This window comes from Gordonia hirsuta DSM 44140 = NBRC 16056 (assembly GCF_000333015.1).
Taxonomy (GTDB): domain Bacteria; phylum Actinomycetota; class Actinomycetes; order Mycobacteriales; family Mycobacteriaceae; genus Gordonia; species Gordonia hirsuta.
Window position 1 is genome coordinate 1 of record NZ_BANT01000008.1, and the last position, 21,722, is coordinate 21,722.

Genomic DNA, 21,722 nt, shown 5'->3' on the forward strand with positions numbered 1-21,722 from the left:
CGACCCGGGCCTCGCCGAGCACCGCCGGACCGACGTCGGCGGCCGGGCGCAGCAGTTGCGCCGCGGTGAACCGGCGGCCGCGGCGGCGGTTGCTCCGGACCCGCCGCAGACCGGGCACGCCCGCCCAGTACCGCTCGAAGGCCCGCGCGGCATCGCCGAGCTCGTCGTCGGCGAACGCTGTGACGTGCAGCAGTTGCTCCACCTCGTCGAAACCGGCGGCGATGCGTTCGGGAGTCCACCACGACGGCCAGTGCGCATAGTCGCCGGGCCGCCCGCGCAGAAAGTAGCCGCCGTTGATCGCGGCGCTGCCGCCCAGCCCCCGTCCGCGCAGCACGTGCCGGCCTCGTCGTTCCGGCCACTGCTGCACCCGGTGACCGTCGGCAATCGGCAGCCGGGACAGGGCCGCGACCTCCCCCGGCGGCACACCCGGTCCCTGCTCGAGCAGCAGGACCTCGCGGTCTGCACGGGCCGCCAGCCGGTGGGCCACCAGTGCGCCGGCGGTACCTGCACCGATCACCACGATGTCGGCCCGCGCCGGCAGCACCCCGGTCACTTCCGCGTCAGAATCGGCCGCAGCGCGGCCGGGCTGGCGGCGGCCAGGGCGCCCTGCCACAGCCCCGCCCCGTAGGCGAGGTCGTCGAGCCGGCGCATCAGCACATAGCCGACCGGTCCCACCCCCGGCGAGCGGTCCTGCAGCACCTCGTGGCGCACCCACAGCGCGACGCCCTCGGCCACGGCCAGCTGCAGCACATAGCGGCGCATGGCCGGGATCGTGACCACCGCCAGCAGGGTCAGCGGCCAGTAGTGCCGCAGCAGCGCCTGCGTGCCCTGCAGCAGACCCCAGCCCAGGGCCCGGCCGGTCACCGAGACGGCGATCCCGGTGCTGCCGGGCACCTCCCGCAGCAGCCGGCGGGTGCGGTAGGCGGTGTGCAGCGCCAGCACCGCGGCGACCAGCACGCCCAGCCGGGTGCGGCTGAGCAGCGCCACCACCGCCGCGGCCACCGGGATCGTCGACCGCACCGGTGCGGCGGTGGCGCCGTGCCGGCCGGCCAGCTGGGCGGCCCCGGTGCCGTAGTAGCGGTGCCGGCCCAGCAGCGCCCGCAGGCTCTCCCGGTGGTCGTGCCGGACATGGGCGATGGGGTCGTAGTAGATGCGCCAGCCCGCGGCATGGGTGCGCCAGCACAGGTCGACGTCCTCGGCCACCCGCAGGGATTCGTCGAAGCCGAGGAAGGCCGTCCGGCGCACCACCATCGCGGCACTGGGCACATAGGCCAGGGCGCTGCCGGGGGCCACCAGCGCCTCGGCCGGCCCCATGTCCAGGGACGAGTGCACATTCGCATACCGGGCCACGATCGAGGCGCCCCCGTAGAGCGGCCGTCCGACGATGCGTGGCGCGACGATGGCCACGGCCGGATCGGAGAAGTGCCCCAGCAGGATCGTCAGCCAGTCCCGCGAGGGCACGGTGTCCGAATCGAGGAAGGCCACGAAGTCGGTCGTCGCCGCGGCCAGTCCGGCATTGCGGGCCGCCGCCGGACCGCGGTTGTCCTCGAAGCGGATCAGCTGCACCTGCTCGCCGGTGGCGCGGATCGGGTCGGCCGAGCCGTCGTCGACGACGATCACCGCGCACCCGGTCAGCGCCTGCAGCAGCTGGTCGACGCCGGCCTGGTTGTCGCGCACCGGGATCACCGCAGTCACCTGATCCGGTCCCGGACCGTTCATCGGCCGCGGTCGGCCGATGCCGGTGTCCAGCAGCCGCCGGGCCAGGGCCCCGGTGGCGCGGTCGTGCACGGCGGTGCGGCCGTCGGCCGACATCATGCCCAGCGCCGCATCGGAGAGTTTGAGCAGGCGGGCCGGTGACCCGCCGAACAGGTACTTCAGGTTCCCGCCGGAGATGCAGCGCGGATCGATCTGCACCTGGAAACCGTCGGGCAGGGTGGTGTCGGCGGGACCCTCGGCCGGGTCGTGCGGGGCGGTCGTCTCGCCCGCGGCGGCGTGGTCGTGCGGGGAGCCGGGTTCGGTGCGCGGTGGGGTCATGCCAGTCGTCCGTCCGCGCCGACGGACCAGCGCCGGGCCGCACCGGTCAGCGCCGTCGTCGTCGAGTGCAGACTCCGCGCGCCGCTGGCCGCATCGGCGCCGCTGGGATCGCCCAGCACACCGTTGGGGCTGACCGCGGCCACCCCGTCGCGCCGCAGCACGTCCAGCAGCTGCCCGATGGGTGCGGTGTTGCCGGGGGCGGCCTGGTCCATCCGCACCTGCGCCGGGGCGATCGCCAGCAGCACCGAGGTCTCGGTGTGGCCGGCGTGGGCGTCGGCACCGGGGAAGGCGCACGGGAACCAGGCCGCATCGCGACTTTCGGCGCGCAGCGTGGTCACCGCCTCGATCACCGCGGCCGCATTGCCGCCGTGCGCATTGACCACCAGCAGCCGGTCGGCCCAGCGGCAGGCACTGCGGCCCAGCTCCAGCAGCAGCAGACTCAGCGCCGCGGTGCCGATGGACACGGTGCCGGGAAAGCCCTCGTGCTCCCCCGAGGCGCCGTACTCGATCGTCGGGGCCAGCAGCCACCGCGGCGGGGCAGCGTCGTCGTCGTTCAAGGCCTCGACCGCCCGGGCGGCCACCTCCCGGCCGATCCGCGAGTCGGTGTCCAGCGGCAGATGCGGACCGTGCTGCTCCACCGAACCGACCGGGACCACCAGCGTCACCGGGGCGCGGCCCAGCTCGGGCCACACCGCCGCAGCGAGCCGGGGGACGGATTCCATTGCGCAGACTCTACCGAGGGAGCGGCGCCGGGTACATGGTCGTCGAGCAGATTCGGCCGAACAGGCACCCGCGTGCCACTGCCGAACCAGACACCACAGCCGTCACCGGAAGTCGCATATGTAATGCTGAACCCCAGGGTGAGATCCCCGCCACGTTTGGTCCCGACCCGGAGGTTCCTGCAGTGACCACGCCCAGTACATCGTCCAGCGGCCGGCCCGGCCCCCTCTCCAGCATCCGCGTCATCGAGTTCGCCGGCATCGGCCCGGGCCCGCATGCGGCCATGCTGCTGGCCGACCTGGGCGCCGATGTGGTCCGCATCCAGCGGCCCGGTGAGCTGCCCAAGGAGGGCGCCAAGGCCGACGCGCTGCTGCGCGGACGCCGGGTGGTCGAGGCCAACCTGAAGAACCCGGCCGAACGCGAGACCATCCTGAATCTGATCGCCAAGGCCGACGTCGTGATCGAGGGCTTCCGCCCCGGCGTGATGGAGCGTCTGGGCTTCGGCCCCGACGACCTCGAAGCGGTGAACCCGCGCCTGATCTACGGCCGGATGACCGGCTGGGGCCAGGACGGCCCGCGCGCCGAGCTGGCCGGCCACGATATGAACTACATCTCGCTGACCGGCATGCTGCACGCCATCGGCCGCGCCGACGAGAAGCCGACTCCGCCGCTGAACCTGGTCGGCGACTTCGGCGGCGGCTCGATGTTCCTGGTGGTCGGTATCCTGGCCGCGCTCGTGGAGCGTTCGGTGTCCGGGAAGGGCGAGGTGGTCGACGCGGCCATGGTCGACGGCGCCTCGGTGCTCGGCCAGATGATGTGGGCCTTCCGCGGCACCGGCCTGTGGCAGGACCGCCGCGGAGTCAATCTGCTCGACACCGGCGCACCGTTCTACGAGGTGTACGAGACCTCCGACGGCAAGTGGATGGCCGTGGGCTCGATCGAGCCGCAGTTCTACGCCCAGCTGATCGAGGGTCTGGCGCTGGATGCCGAGTCGCTGCCGCACCAGCTCGACTTCTCCCGCTGGGCCGAACTCAAGGAGACCTTCGCCGAGACCTTCAAGACCAAGACCCGCGACGAGTGGGCCGCGATCTTCGAGGGCACCGACGCCTGCGTCTCCCCGGTCCTGGACTTCACCGAGGCCCCCAGCGATCCGCACCTGGCCGCCCGCGGCACGCTGATCGAGATCGACGGCGTCATGCAGGCCCAGGTGGCTCCGCGCTTCACCCGGTCGGCCACCCAGACCCCGGAGGCCCCGGCCCGCGCCGCCACCGATCCGGCGACGCTCTGGACCGACTGACCCCGGGCTCCGCTCTCTTCGGGCCCCGTCGACGACCTGGTGCGCCGGCGGGGCCCGAGCCGTCTGCGGCGCCGTCGTCCCGTGTTCTGACGGCTCGGCACCCGAACACCCCAAACTAGAACGTGTTACAGTTCGACGGTCAGTCTACGAAGGGGTGTCATGGGCCAGTTCGACGGTCAGGTCGTCTATATCACCGGGATCGCCCGCGGTCAGGGCCGCAATCACGCGATCCGTTTCGCGCGCGAGGGCGCGTCGATCATCGGCATCGACGCGGCCGGCCCCGTCGTCGACCATGCCACCTATCCACCGGCCACCGCCGACGACTTCGCCGAGACCATCACGCTGGTCGAGGCCGAGGGCGGCCAGATCCTGGCCCGCCAGGGCGACATCCGCGACCTGGCCTTCCAGACCGAGGTCGCCGCCGAGGGCGTCGAACGCTTCGGCCGGCTCGACCACGTGGTCGCCAACGCGGGCATCCTGACCTGGGGTCTCACCTGGGAGCTGTCCGAGGAGCAGTTCTCCGATGTGGTCGACGTGAACCTGGTCGGCACCTGGAAGACCCTCAAAGCCACCATCCCCCACCTGCTGAAGAACAAGGACGGCGGCTCCATCACCATCATGTCGTCGGTGGCCGGCCTCAAGGCGATGCCCGCGCAGGCCTCGTACTCGGCGTCGAAGTTCGGCCTCCGCGGCCTGGCACAGACCGCCGCCAAGGAGCTGGGCCCCAAGCGGATCCGCGTCAACACCGTCCACCCGTATGCGGTGAACACCAAGATGGGCCTCAACGACACGTCTGCCATGAAGGCCTTCGAGGAGTGGGGCATGCACTTCCCGTCGCTGCTAGGCCACTACCCGGTCGCCTCGCTCGACGACCTCACCGACGCCGTGTTCTATCTGGCCACCGCCAAGGCCGTCACCGGCGCCGAGTTCCAGATCGATATGGGGCACTCCAAGGTGTGAGTCCGGGTCGCTGTGGTTGTCGTGGTGGTCGTGCACAACCGTCACCGACCGTCGCGGTCGTCGTGCACAACCGTCACCGATCGTCGCCGCCAGTGACACCTGTGCCCGCCGGTGACGATTGTGCGTGACGGTTGTGCCCGGGGTCCGGCGACGGCCGGCTACGGCCAGAGGTGGGCCGACTGTTCGACCAGGCGCCGGATATCGCGAGCCACCGCCGGCCAGCCCCGCACCACATCGGCGTAGGTCAGCCGCAGCACCAGATAGCCGTTGACCACGGCCACCCGGTCGCGGCGGCGGTCCCCGGCGAAGGATTCCTGATCGCTGTGATGGGTCCGGCCGTCGAACTCGACGATCAGCCGGTCCCCGACCAGCGCATCCACCCGGCCGATGCCGGGGATCTGTACCTGGGTGCGCACCCGCAGACCCATCGCCTTCAGCCGGAGCCGGCCCATCGTCTCCAGCCCGGACTGGGCACCGGCGTCGACCAGGTTCAGCAGCCGCCCGACCGGCGGGGGCGCCGCCTGGAACATCCCGGTCAGTGCAGACCGCGTCATGAGCCCGCGATTGAGGACCGAATCGCACAGGACCACGAAGGTCTCGTCGTTGACGCAACGGACCGCATGACGCAGCGCGATGGGTACCTGGTCGACCGCCGAGACCTCCGGTTCGGGGCGGCCGTGCTGGGTACACAAGTCCGACCGCCGCCGATGCGCCTGGGAGTTGCCGCGCGTGTGCACCCTCTCGGGGGACTCCGGATCCGCCTCGGGCACCCAGACCTGGTGGCGGCGCAGCGCGCTGACGCAGCTGAGCACCCCGCCGCCGGCGACAGCGGCGACCACCTGGGCGTCGGCCTCCTTGACCGCGTACCAGGATCGTCGTAGGCGCCGGAGCTCGCCGGTGCCTAGCGCCTCCTCGATGCCGCGGCGCGAGCGCCCCGCAGCCCGTAGTTCCCGATAGGTGTAGACCCCGAACTCCCCCATCACTTCAGGCTGCCCCACCACCGCCGGACAGGCGAGGCCTGCCGCAGCGGCTGTGGACAGCCCGTGCCCAGTCCCCAGCTTGCCGGCCATCAACCCTGGCCGCCCCCAGCCCCTGCCGTCCACCAGCCCCGGTGGACGGCCGAGCACAGCCGTCACGAACAACCGTCACGACAGAACACAACCCTCACCGATCGACGCGATCGGTGAGGGTTGTGCACACAGGCGGCGACCCGGCGTGACGGTTATGCCCGCACGACGACCTCAGCCGCCGAAGACCCGCTCGAACTCCTCGGGAATGATCAGGTCACTGCGGTCCAGGTCGGCGATGTCGTCCTTGCCCAGGCCCATCATCGTCGAGTCGATGCCCATGCGCAGCAGGTCCAGGACGTTCTCCACTCCGGCCTGCCCGTTGGCCGCCAGCCCGAAGAGGTAGGCCCGCCCGATCATCACGGCCTTGGCGCCGAAGGCGAGCGCCTTGACCACATCGCTGCCGCGGCGGATACCGCCGTCGAGCAGCACGTCCAGGTCCTCGCCGACGGCATCGGCGATCGGGCCGAGCACCCGGATGGTGGCCGGGGTGCCGTCGAGGTTGTTGCCGCCGTGGTTGGACACCGAGATCGCGGTGGCCCCGATGTCGACGGCGCGCTTGGCGTCGTCGAGCCGGGTGATGCCCTTGACCATGAACTCGCCGCCCCACTGCTCACGCAGCCACTGCAGGTCGTCCCAGGTCGGCGGCGGTGTGCCCATCCACTGGCCGTAGGCGCCGAAGAAGGTCGGCCCCTGCTGACCCTTGTCCACCAGGTTCGGCGCCGACAGATCCGGGATCATCACCTTGCCGTCGCGGATCCAGTCCATCGCATAGCGCGGGCGCACGGCGATCTCCGGGGCCATCTTGGCCAGCGCCTTCAGGTCCACCTGCTCGGGGATCTCCGGGCTGCCCCAGTCGCGGCCGATGTTGAACACCCAGTCGGTGGTGACGATCAGGCCCTTGCAGCCGGCCTCGCGGGCGCGCTCGATCCGGGCGGCGACCTCGTCGCGGCCACCGAGCCAGTAGATCTGGAAGAAGATCTTGTCGTTGACCGCGGTCACCTCCTCCACCGGCTTGGAGGCGAAGCTCGACAGTCCCATGGCGGTGCCGCGGGCGGCCGCGGCGCGGGATACGGCCACCTCACCGTCGGGGTCGACGGCCTGCACACCGGTCGGCGAGATCATCACCGGCATCGAGATCTCCTGGCCCATCACGGTGGTGGTCAGGTTGCGGTCGGGGGTGGCCCCGACCACGTGCGGGGCGAAACCCAGCTCGTTGAAGGCTTCGACGTTGTCGTGCACGGTGATCCCGGCCTGGGTGCCGGCGATCAGCGACGAGTACACCGACTTGGGCAGCCGCTTGCTGGCCCGGCGCTGCGCCTCACCGACGGTCTCGAACCACGGGTTGCGGCGCCACGGGTTCTTCTCCAGGAACTCGGCGAATTTGGACATGATGGGGCTCTCTCACTGGTGCGATAGTCGGAAAAGTACTGGTGCGGCGGGTGGAAACAGTCGGAGCTGACGGGGTCAGCAGCAGTTCGACGACGAGCAGCCGGTCGACGTCGTCGGCAGGAAGCCGGCCAGCGGGTTCTCGTCGCAGTCGCGCGACGGCGGTGCCGCATCGCGGCTGGGCGGGCGCGTCATCAAGGTCAGCGGCACGCCGCGGGAGTGGTCCTTGTTGGCGGTGGGTTTGGTGCGCTCACCGGCCAGCAGTGCCTCACCGTAGCCCTGCACGCATTCGGGGTCGGGTCCGTCCAGCGGCAGGCCGGTGAAGAACTTGGCGGCCATGCAGCCGCCGCGGCAGGCGTCGAAGTGGGCGCACGAGGAGCAGGCGCCGGCGCTCTGCGGCTCCCGCAACTCGGTGAACAGGTCGCTGCGCTGCCAGATCTCCTCGAAGCCGCCGTCGGACAGGATGTTGCCGGCCAGGAAGTTCTCGTGGATCGCGAACGGGCAGGCGTAGACGTCGCCGACCGGGTCGATCAGGCACACCACGCGGCCGGCGCCGCACAGGTTCAGCCCCGGCAGTCCGCCGCCGCTGCCGCCGAAGGCCGACAGGTGGAAGAAGGAGTCCCCGGTCAGGACGCGGTCGCCGTGTTCGACGAGCCAGTTGTACAGGTCCAGCTGCTGTTCGGGCAGCGGGTGCAGATCGTCCCAGACGTCGGCGCCGCGTCCGGACGGGCGCAGCCGCGTGATGCGCAGCGTGGCCCCGAAGCGGTCGGCCAGCGCCTTGAACTCGTCGAGCTGGGTGACGTTCTGGCGGGTCACCACGACGCTGATCTTCGCGTCGGCGAAGCCCGCGGCGGCCAGGTTCTCCAGCGCGCGCACGGCCATATCGAACGAGCCGGGTCCGCGCACGGCGTCGTTCACCTCGGCGGTGGCACCGTCGAGCGAGATCTGCACGTCCACGTAGTCGGTGGCGGCCAGCCGCTGGGCCACCTCCGGAGTGATGCGCAGCCCGTTGGTGGAGAACTTGACGCCCACCTGATGGTCGACGGCGTAGTCGACCAGTTCCCAGAAGTCCGGGCGCACCGTCGGCTCGCCGCCGCCGATGTTCACGTAGAACACCTGCATCCGCTGCAGCTCGTCGATGATCGCCTTGCACTGCTCGGTGTTCAGCTCGCGCGGATCGCGCTTGCCGGAGCTGGACAGGCAGTGCACGCAGGCCAGGTTGCAGGCGTAGGTCAGCTCCCAGGTCAGGCAGATCGGGGCGTCCAGTCCGCGTTCGAACTGGTCCACGAGCCGGCCGACCTGGGGCGGGGCGGAGGGGGCCGCCAGGTTCAGGGCGGGCGCCGTCGACGGCAGATCGTCGAGGCGGGGTTCGGTGGTGGTCATCTACTCACTCCTGAGTGGGAACGATCATTCCGGACTCGGCCAGCGCGGTCAGTGCCTGCACGTACAGCGGGCGTTGATCGTCGGCGATCCCGGCGGCGATCAGGGCCGCCTCGGCGCTGGGCTGGCCGGCCAGCGATTGCACCAGATCGACGACGACGAGGTTTTTGAGGAACGAGAGCTTGCGCGTTCCGAAGTGGTACAGCAGTGCCCCGAACGGCTCGGGCCGCAGTGCGACCGACGGGTTGAGCCGCCAGGGCAGATCCAGGGAGAACGGGGTGCTTCCGGCGACCGCGAGGTCGCCGGAAGCACTGGTCGACGCGGTGGTCATCAGTAGACGCCGCACATCCCGTCGATGGAGACTTCCTCCACCAGCGACTCGGTGACGAGGTCCTGAGTATCCTGATCGGCCATGTGAACCAACCTCCTTCGAGCTTGTCGTGTGGTTCAGGACACACTGTAATGACACTCGGTGCAATATCAAAGGGAATTCGAGAATTCAGGGGGAGACGATGACGCGAGCCGGACGCCCGCAATCCACCACGCGCGGGGAATTGAGCACACTGGCGATCGACCTGTTCACCGAACGCGGTTTCGACGAGACCAGCGTGGACGACGTCGCCGCCGCCGCGGGCATCTCCCGGCGCACACTGTTCCGCTACTACCCGTCCAAGTACTCGATCCCGTGGGGCGACTTCGAGCCGCACCTGGAGAAGATGCGCCGCCGGCTGGCGTCCACACCTCCGGACAGCGGGCTCGGCGACGGGCTGCGCGAGGCGCTCGTGGCCTTCAACCGGGTGCCCGAGGTGGAACTGGAGCATCACCGCCGGCGCATGCACCTGCTACTGAAAGTCCCTGCGCTGCACGCCCATTCGATGCTCATGTACAGCGAGTGGCGCCAGATCATCGCCGAACACATCGCCGCTCACCTGCAGGTGGACCCGCACTCGCATGTGCCGCAATCGGTGGCCTGGCAGTTCCTGGGCGCCTCACTGGCCGCCTACGAGCAGTGGCTCGACCACCCCGAGACCGACCTGGACGAATTGCTCGATCAGGGCTATTCGCTTGTGGTCGAGGGATTGCTACCCTATGTAGAACACGTTCTAGTTTCCCGGAGGGTCCATCGATGACGGAACTGACCCCGCATTCGACGCGCAGCACCATCCTCACGGTCGCCGAGGTGATCGACGAGACCGCCGATGCGCGCAGCATCGTCTTCGACGTCCCCGCCGACGGCGGCGACAAATTCGTCGACTATCTGCCCGGACAGTTCCTGACGCTGCGCATCCCCAGCGAGCAGACCGGCTCGGTGGCCCGCTGCTACTCGTTGTCGTCGGCACCGGGCCGGGCCGAACTGCCCCGGGTCACCGTCAAGCGCACACCGCAGGGGTACGGCTCCAACTGGGTGTGCGACAACCTGGTCGCCGGCGCGCAGATCGAGGTGCTGCCCCCGTCGGGGGTGTTCACCCCGGCCAATATCCATGCCCCGCTGCTGCTGATCGCCGCCGGTTCGGGGGTGACCCCGGTGATGTCGATCCTGAAGAAGGCGCTGGCCGACGGCACCGGGCCGATCACCTTCTTCTACGCCAACCGCAGCGAGAACGACGTCATCTTCGCCGCGGATCTGCGCGCCCTGCAGCAGAAGCACCCCGGCCGACTGACGCTGGTGCACTGGCTCGAGACCCTGCAGGGGCTGCCGACGGCCAAGGCGCTGGCCACCGTGTTCAAGCCGATGGCCGGAACGCACAGCGCCTACCTGTGCGGGCCGGGCCCGTTCATGGAGGCGGTCCACCAGGGGCTGGCCAAGGCCAAGTTCGACCACCGCGAGGTCCACACCGAGGTCTACAACTCGCTGACCGGCGATCCGTTCGTCGACGTGGAGCACGAGGCCGTCTCCGAGGAGGAGGCCGCCACCGCCGCGGAGGTGGAGGTGGAGCTGGACGGGCAGACCCACGTGCTGCTGTGGCCCCGCTCGCGCGATCTGGTCGACGTCATGCTCGCCGCCGGTCTGGATGCGCCGTACTCGTGCCGGGAGGGTGATTGCGGCAGCTGCGCCTGCACCCTGACCGAGGGCACCGTGGAGATGGCCAACACCGGCGCCCTCGACGAGGACGATATCGCCGACGGCTACATCCTCGGCTGCCAGGCCAAACCGACCAGCGACACCCTGAAAGTGGAGTTCTGACGTTGACCACACCGGACTCTCGCGATGCGGTCGTGATCGTCGGCGGCGGCCTGGGCGCCAGCCGGCTCGCCGAGAAGCTGCGCGGCAACGGTTTCCCAGCTCCGATCATCATCGTCTCGGCCGAGGACCATCCGCCATACGATCGCCCGCCGCTGTCCAAGACGGTACTCACCGACGACGAGGCCGACCGCACCGAACTCAAACCGGCCGAGTTCTACGCGTCAGAGGGCATCGAGCTGCGGCTGAGTAGCCGGGTCACCGCCGTCGAACCGTCGCACCAGCGCATCGTCGTCGAACACGACGGCACCGAATCGACGCTCGATTACGGCACCCTGGTGCTGGCGACCGGACTGGTCCCGCGCCCGTTCCCCGGCGACGGCCCCGGTCTGGCGCAGCTGCTCAGGACGTACGACGATGCCCTCGCGCTGCGCCGGCTCCTGCCCGGGGCCCGCACCGCGGTGGTGATCGGCGCCGGATTCATCGGCTGCGAGGTCGCCGCGAGTCTGGCCCGCCGCGGTCTGCAGGTCACCGTCGTCGAACCGGGTCCGGCTCCGCTGGCGGCAGCCCTGGGCGGCACGATCGGCCGTTTCGTCGGTCGGCTGCACACCGAGGCCGGTGTCGACATCCGCACCTGCACCTCCGTCACCGCGATCCGCACCACCGACACAGACCAGTCACGCATCGTCGAACTCGGCGACGGCACCGAGCTGGCCGCCGATCTGGTGATCGCCGGTATCGGCGGCTATCCGGCGCTGGACTATCTGGACGGCTCGGGCATCGCCCTGGCCGATCCGCTCACCGGCGGCGGGATCGCGTGCGATGACGCCGGGCGCACCAGCGCGCCGGATGTCTACGCGATCGGCGATGCCGCGAACTGGGCCGGCCCGGACGGGGAACGGCGCCGCGTGGAGCACTGGAACCACACCGTCGATCAGGCGGTGATCGTGGCCGCTGAGATCACCGGGCAGCCGGCCCCGCCGCCGACGGTGCCGTACTTCTGGAGCGACCAGTACGACCTCAAGGTGCAGCTGCTGGGTTCACCGCTGCCCACCGACCAGGTGCATGTGGTCGACGACGACGGCCGCAGATTCCTGGCCTACTACAGCCGCGACGGGGTGCTCACCGGGGTGGTCGGCGCCGGCCGCATCGGCAAGCTGATGAAGACCCGGCCGCATCTGCTGACGAAGACCCCTGTGGTGCAACTGCTCTCGTGACGCGGCCCCACACCCCGCCGCCGCGGTGAGCGGGCAGAGGTTCGCAGCTGACGTGCCCGCGAGTTCGCTGTCTTCCGCCGGAAAACTGGCACACTCAAGGTATGGCTGACATCGAAATCCACATCGACGGTTCCCTCGCCCGTGCCGCCCGGCATCTGATCAAGGTGTCGGCGCGCACCATCGGCGCCCGCGCGGGCATCGACCCCCTCGAGCTGAAGCAGTACGAGAAGGGCGCCAACGTCCTGGACGAGCGCTCCATCCATGCGCTGGCCGAGTCGCTGGCCCACTACGGCGCGGTCTTCATCCCCGAGGATTCGGTCGGCGGCGTCGGCGTCCGCCGCAAGTTCACCCGCACCGGGGTGAAGATGATCGAGAACTGGGAGAGCGAAGGCGGCCCGGTCGCCGACGACGACATCTGAGCCGCCCCACCGTCGCTCCGCGCTCGGCAGCCGCTATCGCTCAGCGGGGGCCGGGCGCGGCGTCTTTCGCCAGACGATCAGTGCGGCCACGATGAGCGGGATCTGCAGGGGCAGTCGGGCCCAGGCGATGGTCTTGAGCAACGGACTCTTGTCCACCCACAGCCGGATCATGTTGATGTTGGCCGGAAACACCGCCACGAACAACGCCGCCGCGGCGGCCGCGGCCCCGCGCCGGGTCCGCCGCGGCAGAAGCGCTGCCCCGATGCCGATCTCGGCGACGCCGGAGGCGTAGGTCAACTGCCGGGGGTCGCCGGGGATCTCCTTCGGGATGATCTCGTCGAACGGCTTCGGTGCCACGAAGTGCAGCACCCCCATGGCCATCAGCAGTCCGGACAGGGCTTTGGCGATGCGCTCGACAACCATGTCCGCGATTCTAGTGCGCCGGCTCCCTCCTGCCCTGCCCTCTCATTGCCCCGTCTCTCATTACCCCGCCGCGTCCTCGGCCGGGGCAGACCTCGCCCGCGCTGCGTTCTGTCGCATCGTCGCCCGGCAGAGGTGCGAACGCGGCCCTTCAGCACCACGAACGTGCCTTTCAGTCCGTGACCGCGGCTCCTCAGCACACGATCGCGGCCTCCAGTCCGTGACCGCGGCGCCCACACCACAAACGCGGCACTCGCCCCATAAACGCGGCCTCCAGCACCCAAACGCGGCGGTCCTCGGGAGAACGCGGCCCCCGACCACACTCGCGGCCCCCGCGAAGGCCGCGTCCGCAGCCAGCGCCGCGCCTGCCCGACCAGCGCCGCGCCTACGCAACAAGCGCCGCGTCTGCGCAACGACCGCGGAACCAACGCCGCGCCCACGCAACAAGCGCCGCGCCGCGGAACCAATGCCGCACCCAGAAAACCAGCGCCGCGACCACCGATCCGAGCTCGGCCAGGCGCCGCGACCACCGATCCGAGCTCGGCCAGGCGCTGCGAACTACCGCTGCGAACTACCGCTGCGCGACCGGTTCGAGCCGCGCCAGCAGCCACCGGTCACCGTCGCGCACCATCGTCGCCCAGCGCGCAAGCGCCAACCGCTCGGGTTCCCCGGTGTCGGCGGCCAGACCAACGGACTGGTCCACGAAGACCAGCACCCGCGCCCGGTGCGCTGCGAGCTCGGAGACCCCGGCGTCGATGACCGTGCCGGTCATGGTGATCTTCGAGGCCGTCGCCCCGGGAAAGACCACATCGGGTCCGCGGCTCAGGTAGTCGGCGGCCAGAGCTCCGGCCAGCCGCTGGGCGACCGCTGCCCGGCCTGCCTGGTCGTCGCCGGGAGCGAAGGTCATCAGTTCCCCGACCGCTGCGGCGGCGGCCTGTTCCACCGTCACCCGGTCGGATTCGCTGCCGACGCCCGAATCGGCGCGCCACCACACCATCGCGGCCACGACCGCAGCCAGGATCGCCAGCACGGCCACCACGGCACAGCCGGTGAGCAGACGACGATCCGCCGGCACCATCGCGCGCCTCATCCGACACGCTCGGTCCGGTCCACCAGCCACCGCTGGTCCGGCCGGGTCATCAGCACGCGGACGGCGACCCGGTTCGTCCCCGGCCCTCCACCGACCAGTTCCGGGGCGCTGGCCTGGGCCACCACCAGCACCGGCACTTCTTCCCCGGCACCGGGCTGCACGCCGGCCGAGATCACCCGCCCGGTACTCACCGCCCCCAGCTCGGCGATCGCCGCCCGCAGTTCGGGGCGGGCCCGGGTCAGGCGTTCACGCTGGTCGCCGGCGCTGACGGCGATCACCCGGTCCACATAGGCATCGGCGTCGTCCGGATCGGCCGACAGCATCACCGAGATCGCCTCGATCGCGGCGACACGGGCCTGCGCCAGGCGATCGAGTTCGTCCTGGTCAGACGAGCGGCCGACCGCACCGACCACGGCGGCCAGCGCGAACAGCACCGCGACCACGGCGGCGGCCAGTGCCGCCAACCGGATCCCGGCACGACGACGTCGCGCCTGCCGCCGCAACCTCGGTGCAGCCTCGATCCGTGCCCGCCGTTCCCGCCGGACCGCATCGTCGTGGGCGGTGCGGGCCGCGGTCACGCGTTGACTCTCAGAACTCACTGCAGCTCGTCCAATCCGCTCAGCAGCCACCGGTCGCCGGAGCGGACCAGATCCACGCTCACCGATTTGGTCTCGGTACGCTGCTGCCCGTCGCTGGTGGTCACCACCACCTCGGCCACCACCAGGGCGGTGCCCCAGTCGCGGTAGGCCTCGACCACCCCCACCGACAGCGGCTCCCAGCGCACAGCCCGCACCCCGGCCGGCGGCGCGTCGCTCAATCCGCTCGCGGCCGAGGCGGCCAGCTGCGGGGTCACATGTTCGCGGGCCCGCGCCCGATCGGACCGCCAGGTCTGTGCCTGCGCGGTGAACACCTCGGCGACGATCGCCCCGGCCTGGTCGGCCAGCTCGTCGGTGGTGTCAAGGCGTTCGGTCACCGGCGCACGCCACAGCGACACCAGCACGAAGGCCACGACCGCGCCCGCCAGCAGCACCGCGGCCCCGCCGCCCCAGACCGCGACTGCACGTGCCCGCAACGGCTGCTCCAGCCGCCGGGCCCACGAGCGCTCGGCCTTCCCGGCAGGTCCGGGATCCCCGGAAGTCTTGTCGGTGTTCACGACAGATTCGGCGTTCACGACAGAAAGGTCACCCCCGACAGTTTCAGCATCCCCTCGTCGGGTTCGACGACCACGCGCAACCGCAGCGGCCTGCCCCCGGCCTCGCCAGACTCCCCCGCACCAGCGGCACCCGCCATCGACAGCGTCGCGGCCACCAGCACCATCGCGCGGTCACCGTCCCGGTAAGCCAGTGCCGCCCCGTCGACCGCCGCGCTGCCGCGGGTGCCCTGCAGCTCGATGTACCGCGTGTAGGCCTGCGCCGACTGGGCGAAGGTGTCGTGGAACTCACCGGTGGCCCCGGCCAGGATCTTGCGGGCCCGGCCCGGATCGTCGGCGTCGGCCGACAGCACCAGCTGCACCCGGCTCACCGCGGCGTCGACCAGCTGATCGTCGCTGTATTGCGGACCGCGCACGACCTGCCACCACGCCACCGCCGCACCGGCCACCGCCAGCACCGCCACCAGCACCAAGGTCAGGCGCAGCGCAGCCGGCAGTCGCCGCCGCAGCCCGGCTTCGAGTTCGGCCTCGGTCAGCTGATCGCGGGCCCGATCGCGGGCGGCGCGGGCCGCACGCCAGCGGCGCACGGCATCGTCGTTCCCGCTTTCCACGCCTCGTAGGCTACCCAGCGGTCCGGTGCGCTACTGACCGATCCGGGCGTTGTAGTCCGCGCGCTGCGAGGAGTCTGGGAACAGGAAGATCGAGTCGGTCTTGGTCAGCCGGCGCAGCGCCTGCTTGAGCGGATGCGGCAGGACGGTGTTGACCGAGACCCAGCCCATCGAGCGCGGTGCGGCCGCACGCACCCGCGGGAAGGCGATCATCGCGGCCACCCCGTCGGCGACCTGCTCGGGAGTCACCGTGGCGACCAGCGCATTGGTCTTGAGACCGTCGATCAGACCGGTTTCGGTGAAGGTGGGCATCACCGTGGAGACACGCACCCCCTGCGGGGCGAGTTCGGCGTCGAGCGCCTCGGAGAACTCGATCACCCCGGCCTTGGCACCGTTGTAGATGGTCAGCCCGGGATTGGGCAGTCGGCCGGCGATCGAGGCCACGTTCACGATCTGCCCGCCGCGGCCGCCGACCATGCGGCGCGCGGCCGCACGGCTGCCGAGCATCACCCCGATCAGATCGATCTCCACGGTCCGCCGGATCAGGTCCTCGCTGTAGTCCAGGAACGGCCCGACCGGCATGATGCCGGCATTGTTGACCAGCACATCGATCCGGCCGATGCGCAGCTCCACCTCGTCGAGGAACTGTTCGAACGACGATGCCTTGGTCACATCCAGTTCGATGCCGTTGATGCCCAGGTCGGCGGCGGCCTTACCCACCGCGTCACCGTCGATGTCGCCGATGGCCACGATCGCTCCGGCTTCGTGCAGGGCGGTGGCGGTCTGCAGGCCGATGCCGCGGGCACCGCCGGTGATCGCCACGACCTTGCCGTTCAGGGCCGTACGCACGGCGGCGTGGCGGCGGTCGGCGCGGGCACGGCGCAGGGGAAGAACAGACACGCTGGAGTCTCCTCGGTTGAGCTCAGATGTAGTCGACGGTCAGTAGACCATCGGGGCCAGGAACGACGCCGCCAACTCGCGGATCGCCTCGGGGGTGCGCTGGGCCTCGTCGGCGATGGGCACCTCCAGGTACGAGATCACCAACCGCACATGGATCTCCACGGCCCGGCGCAACTCGTCGTCGGGCATGGTGGCACCGGCCCGGCGCAGCGAGTCGGATACTCGGTCGGCGACCATATCGATGAAGATTCCACTCATCGACGCGGTCAGCGTGCGGATCTCGGTGTCGTCGACCACCATGCGGTGCAGCAGCGGATCGGTGGCGATCATGTGCGCGCCGTGGGCGAAGGCCTCCACCACCGCCTCCCGCGGCGTGCGCCCCTCGATCACGTCCTCCAGCTCGGTCATTCCGCGCTCGAAGGTGACATTGGCCAGCGCGATCAGCAGATTGTCCTTGCTGGGGAACCGACGGTACAGGGTGGAGCGGCTCACCCCGGCGGACTTGGCGATGGTGTCCATATTCGCCTGGCGCACACCGGCGTCGGTGAATTCGGTGGCCGCCGCGGCCAGGATGGCGGCTTCCTGTTCCTGTGGCGAGGTGGTGACGCGTGCTTTCCGGGAAAGCGTCATCGGCGCCGCACCAGGGTCACCGGCAGTCCGTCCTTGGGGACCGGGAGGGAACTGTAGTCCATGGGGAAACGGTATCCCGCCGGGACGAACCACTCGTAGTCGCGCAGCAGATTGTGCATGATCGTCTTGATCTCCATCCCGGCGAAGTACAGGCCGATGCACTTGTGCACGCCGCCGCCGAACGGCATCCACGCCATCCGGTGTCCCTTGTCCTCGGCGCGCTCGGGCAAGAAGCGCTCAGGGTCGAAGACGTCCGGATCGGTGAAGTAGCGCGGATCGCGGTGGTTGGCCATCTGCGGGATGGCGACCATGGTCCCCTCCGGGACGTAGTACCCCATCACCTGGGTGTCTTTGATCGCCATGCGCGGCTGGGCCGGCACCGGCGGGCACATGCGCAGCGACTCCTTCATGATGTTGTCGAGCACCGTCAGCTCGGACAACTCGTCGTACTCGAGCATCGGGCCCAGCGCCTGGGACTGCGCCCGCGCCTTGGCCTGCCACTTGGGGTGTTCGGCCATCCGGTACGCCATCTGCGTCATCGTGATGGTCGAGGTGTCGTGGGCGGCCATCAGCACGAAGATCATGTGGTTGACCACATCCTCGTCGGTGAACCGGTGGCCATCGTCGCTCTCGGCGTGACACAGCACCGAGAACAGGTCCGGGGTCTGGGTCGCGCGCTTGGCGTCGATATGGGCGTAGAAGAAGTCTTCGAGGATCTTGCGTGAACGCAGACCCTTCCACCAGCGGCCGCCCGGCACCGGCTTGCGCACCAGCGCCACCCCGGCGCGCACGGTCTCGATGAAGGCCTTGTTCAGCCGGTCGGCCTCGGCCTTGGACAGCTCCATGCCCAGGAAGATCTCCAGCGCGATGTCCAGGGTGAGCTCCTTGAACACCTCGAGCAGTTTCACCTGACCGGTGTCGAAGGCGGCGACGCGGTCGGCGATCACCGGTTGCATCTCGGCGAAGTAGCCTTTGAGCACGTTCGGCGCGAAGGCCTGCTGCATGATGTGCCGGTGGTGGCGGTGCTCGTCAAAGTCCAGCAGCATGATGCCGCGGTTGAAGAACGGCCCGATGAAGTAGCTCCAGGCCGGGGCGTTGGCGAAGGCCCTGTCGCGGTTCATCAGGATCTCACCGGCCGCTTCGGCGCCGTAGGCCATCACCATGCGCACGCCGAGGGCGTTCATCGCGAAGACCTCGCCGTACTGGTCACGCCGCTTGGTCGAGAAGTCGAACGGATCGCGGCGCATCGTGAGCACCTCGAGCACTCCGTTGCGTTCGGAGACGGGCACCGGAAGCAGATCACTGCCGGCGGCGGGTTGGGCGAGCAGAGGCGTGGCCATGGAGTCCTCCCGGGGACGGGTAGCGGGCGTTGTGAACCAACTCACCTAATTGAAACAGACTTACCGATTTGTTTCTACAGGTTGCGCGCAGACCGGCGCCACCCTCAGCTCACCGTGACGTCGTTGCCCGACACCGAGATCGCCGAGGACGAGAGCCGGAAGCCCTCGGCGCCACGGCTGCACTGCACCGCATCGGCGGCTTCGACGGTGCAGGTGACGTCGCCGACGGCGATCCGCTGGCCCACCTCGGCCGCCTGCATCTGCGAGGAGTCCTGCCGGAAGAACCAGCCGCCGGTACAGACGCCGGTGGCCACCCAGCCGGGACCGAGCGCGCCCGCACCGCCGAGCCGGGTGATGTTCGGTACGCAGTTCGACATCACCGGTTTCGGGATCGACGCCGTCGTGGTCACGCAGGCGAAGTCGGGCCGGGCATCCTGGTTCCCGAAAGAGCCGGCCGGCTCGACGCCGCAGTAGATCTGTCCGTCGGGTGTGGTGAAGAACTGCAGAGCGATCACGGGAGCCTCGGCAGCCGAGGAACCGGGGGCGGCGGGTGCCGGCGCACCGCGGGGCCCGTCCTCCGGCATCTCAGGGGCGGGAGGTGCGACGGTGTTTCCGTCCGCATCCACGTAGATCATCTCGGTGACGGTCGGTGCCGGGCCGGAATCGGTCGAGCACGCTGCCGCCGGCATGGCCGTCGCCAGTATCGCCGCGGCGAGCAGCGCCGCCGGCCCGAATCTGTTCACATCTGCGAGTTTCGCATCCCCGCGGCCGCCGCGCGCGGGGAATCCGGCGTCAGCGGGTCATCAAGATCGCGTGACAGCGGCGCAGCCGCTCGTGCCACCAGGCGGTGCGCTCGGGCGAGGCCAGCGGCAGATCGTCGTCGGGCTGCAGCAACCGCGGGGTCACCATGCCTTTGCGGGGAATGAACGAGGGCGCCACGTCGCGCTCGAACAAGGCGCCGGTGCCCAGTCCGCACGCGTGATTCAGCATGGGCAGAGCGGCCGCCGCGGCGATGCCGGCGCTCATCCCGACCGCCGTGTCCAGGGCGCTGGAGATCACCACGTCCATGTTCAGCCCGCTGCGCAGCGCCAGCACCTTGCGCATGCCGCCGAGCGGGGCCACCTTCAGCACCGCGATGTCGGCGGCGTCGGCCTTGGCCACCAGCAGCGGATCCTCGGCGCGGCGGATCGACTCGTCGGCGGCGATGGGCACGTTCACCACCCGGCGCACCGCGGCCAGTTCCTTGACCGTGGCGCAGGGCTGTTCCACATATTCGACGTCACCGATCGCTGCGATCGCCTCGATCGCGGTGGGCACGTCCCAGGCGCCGTTGGCATCGATCCGCACCGTGGGCACCAGTTCGCGGACGGCGGCCACCCGCTCGACGTCGTCGTGCAGGCTCTGCCCGGCCTCGGCGACCTTGACCTTGGCGGTGCGCGCACCGGGGAATCGCTCCAGGACCGCGGCGACCTGCTCGGCCGGGACGGCCGGGACGGTCGCATTCACCTCGACGGTGTCCCGCACGGCCGGCGGCGGCCCCTGCCAGGCCGCTTCGATACCCGCGGCGAGCCAGGTCGCGGACTCGACGTCGTCGTACTCGGGGAACGGCGCGAACTCGCCCCAGCCCTTGAGGCCGCGGAAGAGCATCGCCTCGCGCACCGTGATCCCGCGGAAGCGGGTGCGCATCGGCAGGGCCACCACCAGCGCGCTCTCCAGGATCAGGTCGACCGGCGGGAGCTGCGGCTTACTGGCACGCACCACAAAGGTCGGCATCTCTCCGCGCTTACCTGGGATGGCGAACGGGTTGTTGGCACCGGGCTGATAGACCATGCCCCGAGGGTACTGCTGCCGCCGATCACCACCGGCGACCCGTGTTGGAACATTTTGTTTATTTTGTCTCACCGACCGCGTACCCTCGATTCCCATGAGCACAGATTTCGATACCGGCGTCCGCGAAGCCGAAGCGAGCATCCTCGACGAGATCGCTCCCGAGGACCTGGAATTGCGGCTCGGCGAAGACTCGCTGCTGTGGAAGTTCGCCGGGGACATCCGCATGGTGCTGGGCTTCCAGCGGCTGGCCGGCTGCGAGAACTGCATCGAACAGCTCGCCAAAGGCGTCGAGGACCACTCGGTGATCTTCAGCGACTTCATAGGCCGCGCCCGCCGCACCGCACCGCCGGTGATGCGCACCATCTACTCCGACGACCCGTACCGGTGGGGCCACATGGTGCGCGACTACCACCGCAACATCAAGGGCACCATCTCCGACGGCTCGCGATATCACGCGCTGAACCCGGAGCTGTTCTACTGGGCGCACGCCACCTTCGTCGATCAGGTCCTCTACATCACCGACACCTTCATCCGGCCGCTGTCGCGGGCGGAGAAGGAGCAGATCTTCGAAGAGAGCAAGATCTGGTATCAGCTGTACGGGGTCAGCCCGCGCAGCCAGCCGCAGACCTACGACGAGTTCCTCCGGTACTGGCAGTCGATGACCGAGAAGTTCGTTCCGACGCGCACCATCGTCTACGCCACCGGATATCTGCGCCAGGGCGTGCCCGGACCGGCCTGGATGCCCAAGCCGCTGTGGCGTCTGGCCTCGGCCCCGCTGAACGCCGCACTGCGCACCGTGGTGATCGGGACCCTGCCGCCGGAGATGCGCGCGGTCTGCGATCTGGAGTGGAGCCCGCGCCGGCAGCGCAACTTCGACCGGTTCGCCGCGGTGATGCGGGCGGCCAATCCGGTGTTCAACCGGCTGCCGCTGCGCTGGCTGTATGTGCCGTGGGCGTTTGAGGGCTGGACCCGCACCGGCGCGGATCCGCGCCGGTTGCACAACTGACGTCCGCGGGCCCGCGTCGACCCGGTGAACTGCCGCGCGAAACTGTCGTGGTCGCCGATCGCTGTCCGTCGAACACCCCGGTC

The 21,722-nt window shown here is 70.0% G+C and carries 25 protein-coding genes; 7 read left to right on the forward strand and 18 right to left on the reverse strand.

Annotation, left to right across the window (positions count from 1 at the left end; genetic code table 11):
* The 3 genes from GOHSU_RS03260 to mftE all read right to left on the reverse strand — a co-directional run.
* Nucleotides 1–553, reverse strand: a 553-nt coding sequence (locus GOHSU_RS03260; protein ID WP_005936787.1) for a GMC family oxidoreductase N-terminal domain-containing protein, incomplete at its 3' end; no start/stop codon positions are given.
* On the reverse strand, nt 550–2,034 hold the full coding sequence (mftF, locus tag GOHSU_RS03265; protein WP_005936789.1) for a mycofactocin biosynthesis glycosyltransferase MftF: 1,485 nt from the start codon (nt 2,032–2,034) through the stop codon (nt 550–552). The genes GOHSU_RS03260 and mftF, both read right to left, overlap by 4 nt.
* Nucleotides 2,031–2,756, reverse strand: coding sequence for a mycofactocin biosynthesis peptidyl-dipeptidase MftE (mftE, locus tag GOHSU_RS03270; RefSeq protein ID WP_005936791.1), 726 nt, complete (start codon nt 2,754–2,756; stop codon nt 2,031–2,033). The genes mftF and mftE overlap by 4 nt, the downstream gene beginning before the upstream one ends.
* A 182-nt stretch (nt 2,757–2,938) precedes the next feature.
* Here mftE and GOHSU_RS03275 point away from each other — a divergent pair, with 182 nt between their 5' ends.
* Entirely contained in the window at nt 2,939–4,051 is a 1,113-nt protein-coding gene (locus tag GOHSU_RS03275) for a CaiB/BaiF CoA transferase family protein (RefSeq protein WP_005936793.1), read from the forward strand.
* 159 nt (nt 4,052–4,210) lie between these two features.
* Complete coding sequence (locus GOHSU_RS03280; RefSeq protein WP_005936795.1) at nt 4,211–5,011, forward strand: mycofactocin-coupled SDR family oxidoreductase; 801 nt, start codon at nt 4,211–4,213, stop codon at nt 5,009–5,011.
* A 158-nt stretch (nt 5,012–5,169) separates the two neighbouring features.
* Here the strand turns inward: GOHSU_RS03280 and GOHSU_RS03285 are convergent, their stop codons facing one another.
* The 5 genes from GOHSU_RS03285 to mftA all read right to left on the reverse strand — a co-directional run bounded on the left by GOHSU_RS03285 (nt 5,170) and on the right by mftA (nt 9,261).
* Nucleotides 5,170–6,012, reverse strand: a complete 843-nt coding sequence (locus GOHSU_RS03285) for an endonuclease domain-containing protein (protein ID WP_162138706.1) — start codon at nt 6,010–6,012, stop codon at nt 5,170–5,172.
* 240 nt (nt 6,013–6,252) lie between these two features.
* Nucleotides 6,253–7,470: a pre-mycofactocin synthase MftD gene (mftD, locus tag GOHSU_RS03290; protein WP_005936799.1), complete on the reverse strand. Its 1,218-nt coding sequence runs from the start codon at nt 7,468–7,470 to the stop codon at nt 6,253–6,255.
* A 75-nt stretch (nt 7,471–7,545) separates the two neighbouring features.
* Entirely contained in the window at nt 7,546–8,850 is a 1,305-nt protein-coding gene (gene mftC, locus GOHSU_RS03295; RefSeq protein WP_005936802.1) for a mycofactocin radical SAM maturase, read from the reverse strand.
* Between the two features lie 4 nt (nt 8,851–8,854).
* Complete coding sequence (gene mftB, locus GOHSU_RS03300) at nt 8,855–9,178, reverse strand: mycofactocin biosynthesis chaperone MftB (protein ID WP_005936805.1); 324 nt, start codon at nt 9,176–9,178, stop codon at nt 8,855–8,857.
* Complete coding sequence (gene mftA, locus GOHSU_RS16465) at nt 9,178–9,261, reverse strand: mycofactocin precursor MftA (RefSeq protein ID WP_081597706.1); 84 nt, start codon at nt 9,259–9,261, stop codon at nt 9,178–9,180. Before mftA ends, mftB begins: the two co-directional genes overlap by 1 nt.
* Nucleotides 9,262–9,359: 98 nt before the next feature.
* On the opposite strand from mftA, the gene mftR reads away from it, so the two are divergent.
* From mftR to GOHSU_RS03320, 4 genes are all read left to right on the forward strand, one after another.
* Nucleotides 9,360–9,977 carry a mycofactocin system transcriptional regulator MftR gene (gene mftR, locus GOHSU_RS03305; RefSeq protein ID WP_005936807.1) on the forward strand — a complete coding sequence of 206 codons (618 nt, stop codon included), beginning with the start codon at nt 9,360–9,362 and terminating at the stop codon, nt 9,975–9,977.
* Nucleotides 9,974–11,032, forward strand: coding sequence for a ferredoxin--NADP reductase (locus GOHSU_RS03310; RefSeq protein WP_005936810.1), 1,059 nt, complete (start codon nt 9,974–9,976; stop codon nt 11,030–11,032). Before mftR ends, GOHSU_RS03310 begins: the two co-directional genes overlap by 4 nt.
* Nucleotides 11,033–11,034: 2 nt before the next feature.
* Nucleotides 11,035–12,246, forward strand: a complete 1,212-nt coding sequence (locus GOHSU_RS03315) for an NAD(P)/FAD-dependent oxidoreductase (RefSeq protein ID WP_005936812.1) — start codon at nt 11,035–11,037, stop codon at nt 12,244–12,246.
* Between the two features lie 101 nt (nt 12,247–12,347).
* Nucleotides 12,348–12,665 carry a hypothetical protein gene (locus GOHSU_RS03320; RefSeq protein WP_005936814.1) on the forward strand — a complete coding sequence of 106 codons (318 nt, stop codon included), beginning with the start codon at nt 12,348–12,350 and terminating at the stop codon, nt 12,663–12,665.
* Nucleotides 12,666–12,698: 33 nt separating this feature from the next.
* On the opposite strand, the gene GOHSU_RS03325 is transcribed toward GOHSU_RS03320, so the two are convergent.
* The 10 genes from GOHSU_RS03325 to GOHSU_RS03370 form a co-directional block, all read right to left on the reverse strand.
* The gene (locus tag GOHSU_RS03325; RefSeq protein WP_005936816.1) at nt 12,699–13,088 is read right to left on the reverse strand and encodes a DoxX family protein; all 390 of its coding nucleotides are present in this window, start codon (nt 13,086–13,088) and stop codon (nt 12,699–12,701) included.
* A gap of 568 nt (nt 13,089–13,656) precedes the next feature.
* The gene (locus GOHSU_RS03330) at nt 13,657–14,163 is read right to left on the reverse strand and encodes a hypothetical protein (RefSeq protein ID WP_005936818.1); all 507 of its coding nucleotides are present in this window, start codon (nt 14,161–14,163) and stop codon (nt 13,657–13,659) included.
* An 8-nt stretch (nt 14,164–14,171) separates the two neighbouring features.
* Entirely contained in the window at nt 14,172–14,753 is a 582-nt protein-coding gene (locus GOHSU_RS03335; protein WP_024332759.1) for a hypothetical protein, read from the reverse strand.
* Between the two features lie 17 nt (nt 14,754–14,770).
* On the reverse strand, nt 14,771–15,346 hold the full coding sequence (locus GOHSU_RS03340; protein WP_005936822.1) for a hypothetical protein: 576 nt from the start codon (nt 15,344–15,346) through the stop codon (nt 14,771–14,773).
* A complete protein-coding gene (locus GOHSU_RS03345; RefSeq protein WP_005936824.1) occupies nt 15,343–15,936 on the reverse strand; it encodes an Rv1363c family protein in 594 nt (197 codons plus the stop codon). The genes GOHSU_RS03340 and GOHSU_RS03345 overlap by 4 nt, the downstream gene beginning before the upstream one ends.
* Before the next feature lie 30 nt (nt 15,937–15,966).
* Nucleotides 15,967–16,833: an SDR family oxidoreductase gene (locus tag GOHSU_RS03350; RefSeq protein WP_005936825.1), complete on the reverse strand. Its 867-nt coding sequence runs from the start codon at nt 16,831–16,833 to the stop codon at nt 15,967–15,969.
* Between the two features lie 39 nt (nt 16,834–16,872).
* Complete coding sequence (locus tag GOHSU_RS03355; RefSeq protein WP_005936827.1) at nt 16,873–17,463, reverse strand: TetR/AcrR family transcriptional regulator; 591 nt, start codon at nt 17,461–17,463, stop codon at nt 16,873–16,875.
* Complete coding sequence (locus GOHSU_RS03360; protein WP_005936829.1) at nt 17,460–18,803, reverse strand: cytochrome P450; 1,344 nt, start codon at nt 18,801–18,803, stop codon at nt 17,460–17,462. The genes GOHSU_RS03355 and GOHSU_RS03360 overlap by 4 nt, the downstream gene beginning before the upstream one ends.
* A gap of 104 nt (nt 18,804–18,907) precedes the next feature.
* Nucleotides 18,908–19,546, reverse strand: coding sequence for a hypothetical protein (locus tag GOHSU_RS03365; RefSeq protein ID WP_024332760.1), 639 nt, complete (start codon nt 19,544–19,546; stop codon nt 18,908–18,910).
* A 49-nt stretch (nt 19,547–19,595) separates the two neighbouring features.
* Nucleotides 19,596–20,633, reverse strand: coding sequence for an o-succinylbenzoate synthase (locus GOHSU_RS03370; RefSeq protein ID WP_005936836.1), 1,038 nt, complete (start codon nt 20,631–20,633; stop codon nt 19,596–19,598).
* Nucleotides 20,634–20,727: 94 nt separating this feature from the next.
* Here GOHSU_RS03370 and GOHSU_RS03375 point away from each other — a divergent pair, with 94 nt between their 5' ends.
* Nucleotides 20,728–21,639, forward strand: coding sequence for an oxygenase MpaB family protein (locus GOHSU_RS03375; RefSeq protein WP_005936839.1), 912 nt, complete (start codon nt 20,728–20,730; stop codon nt 21,637–21,639).
* The last annotated feature ends 83 nt before the right edge of the window (nt 21,640–21,722 follow it).

Coding starts and splice junctions, on each gene's coding strand:
- mftC (WP_005936802.1), bottom strand. CDS start 8,850: ATGACCACCACCGAACCCCGCCTCGACGATCTGCCGTCGACGGCGCCC.
- GOHSU_RS03320 (WP_005936814.1), top strand. CDS start 12,348: ATGGCTGACATCGAAATCCACATCGACGGTTCCCTCGCCCGTGCCGCC.
- GOHSU_RS03280 (WP_005936795.1), top strand. CDS start 4,211: ATGGGCCAGTTCGACGGTCAGGTCGTCTATATCACCGGGATCGCCCGC.
- GOHSU_RS03370 (WP_005936836.1), bottom strand. CDS start 20,633: ATGGTCTATCAGCCCGGTGCCAACAACCCGTTCGCCATCCCAGGTAAG.
- mftR (WP_005936807.1), top strand. CDS start 9,360: ATGACGCGAGCCGGACGCCCGCAATCCACCACGCGCGGGGAATTGAGC.
- GOHSU_RS03330 (WP_005936818.1), bottom strand. CDS start 14,163: ATGGTGCCGGCGGATCGTCGTCTGCTCACCGGCTGTGCCGTGGTGGCC.
- GOHSU_RS03310 (WP_005936810.1), top strand. CDS start 9,974: ATGACGGAACTGACCCCGCATTCGACGCGCAGCACCATCCTCACGGTC.
- GOHSU_RS03375 (WP_005936839.1), top strand. CDS start 20,728: ATGAGCACAGATTTCGATACCGGCGTCCGCGAAGCCGAAGCGAGCATC.
- GOHSU_RS03360 (WP_005936829.1), bottom strand. CDS start 18,803: ATGGCCACGCCTCTGCTCGCCCAACCCGCCGCCGGCAGTGATCTGCTT.
- mftE (WP_005936791.1), bottom strand. CDS start 2,756: ATGGAATCCGTCCCCCGGCTCGCTGCGGCGGTGTGGCCCGAGCTGGGC.
- mftF (WP_005936789.1), bottom strand. CDS start 2,034: ATGACCCCACCGCGCACCGAACCCGGCTCCCCGCACGACCACGCCGCC.
- GOHSU_RS03325 (WP_005936816.1), bottom strand. CDS start 13,088: ATGGTTGTCGAGCGCATCGCCAAAGCCCTGTCCGGACTGCTGATGGCC.
- mftD (WP_005936799.1), bottom strand. CDS start 7,470: ATGTCCAAATTCGCCGAGTTCCTGGAGAAGAACCCGTGGCGCCGCAAC.
- mftA (WP_081597706.1), bottom strand. CDS start 9,261: ATGGCCGATCAGGATACTCAGGACCTCGTCACCGAGTCGCTGGTGGAG.
- mftB (WP_005936805.1), bottom strand. CDS start 9,178: ATGACCACCGCGTCGACCAGTGCTTCCGGCGACCTCGCGGTCGCCGGA.
- GOHSU_RS03355 (WP_005936827.1), bottom strand. CDS start 17,463: ATGACGCTTTCCCGGAAAGCACGCGTCACCACCTCGCCACAGGAACAG.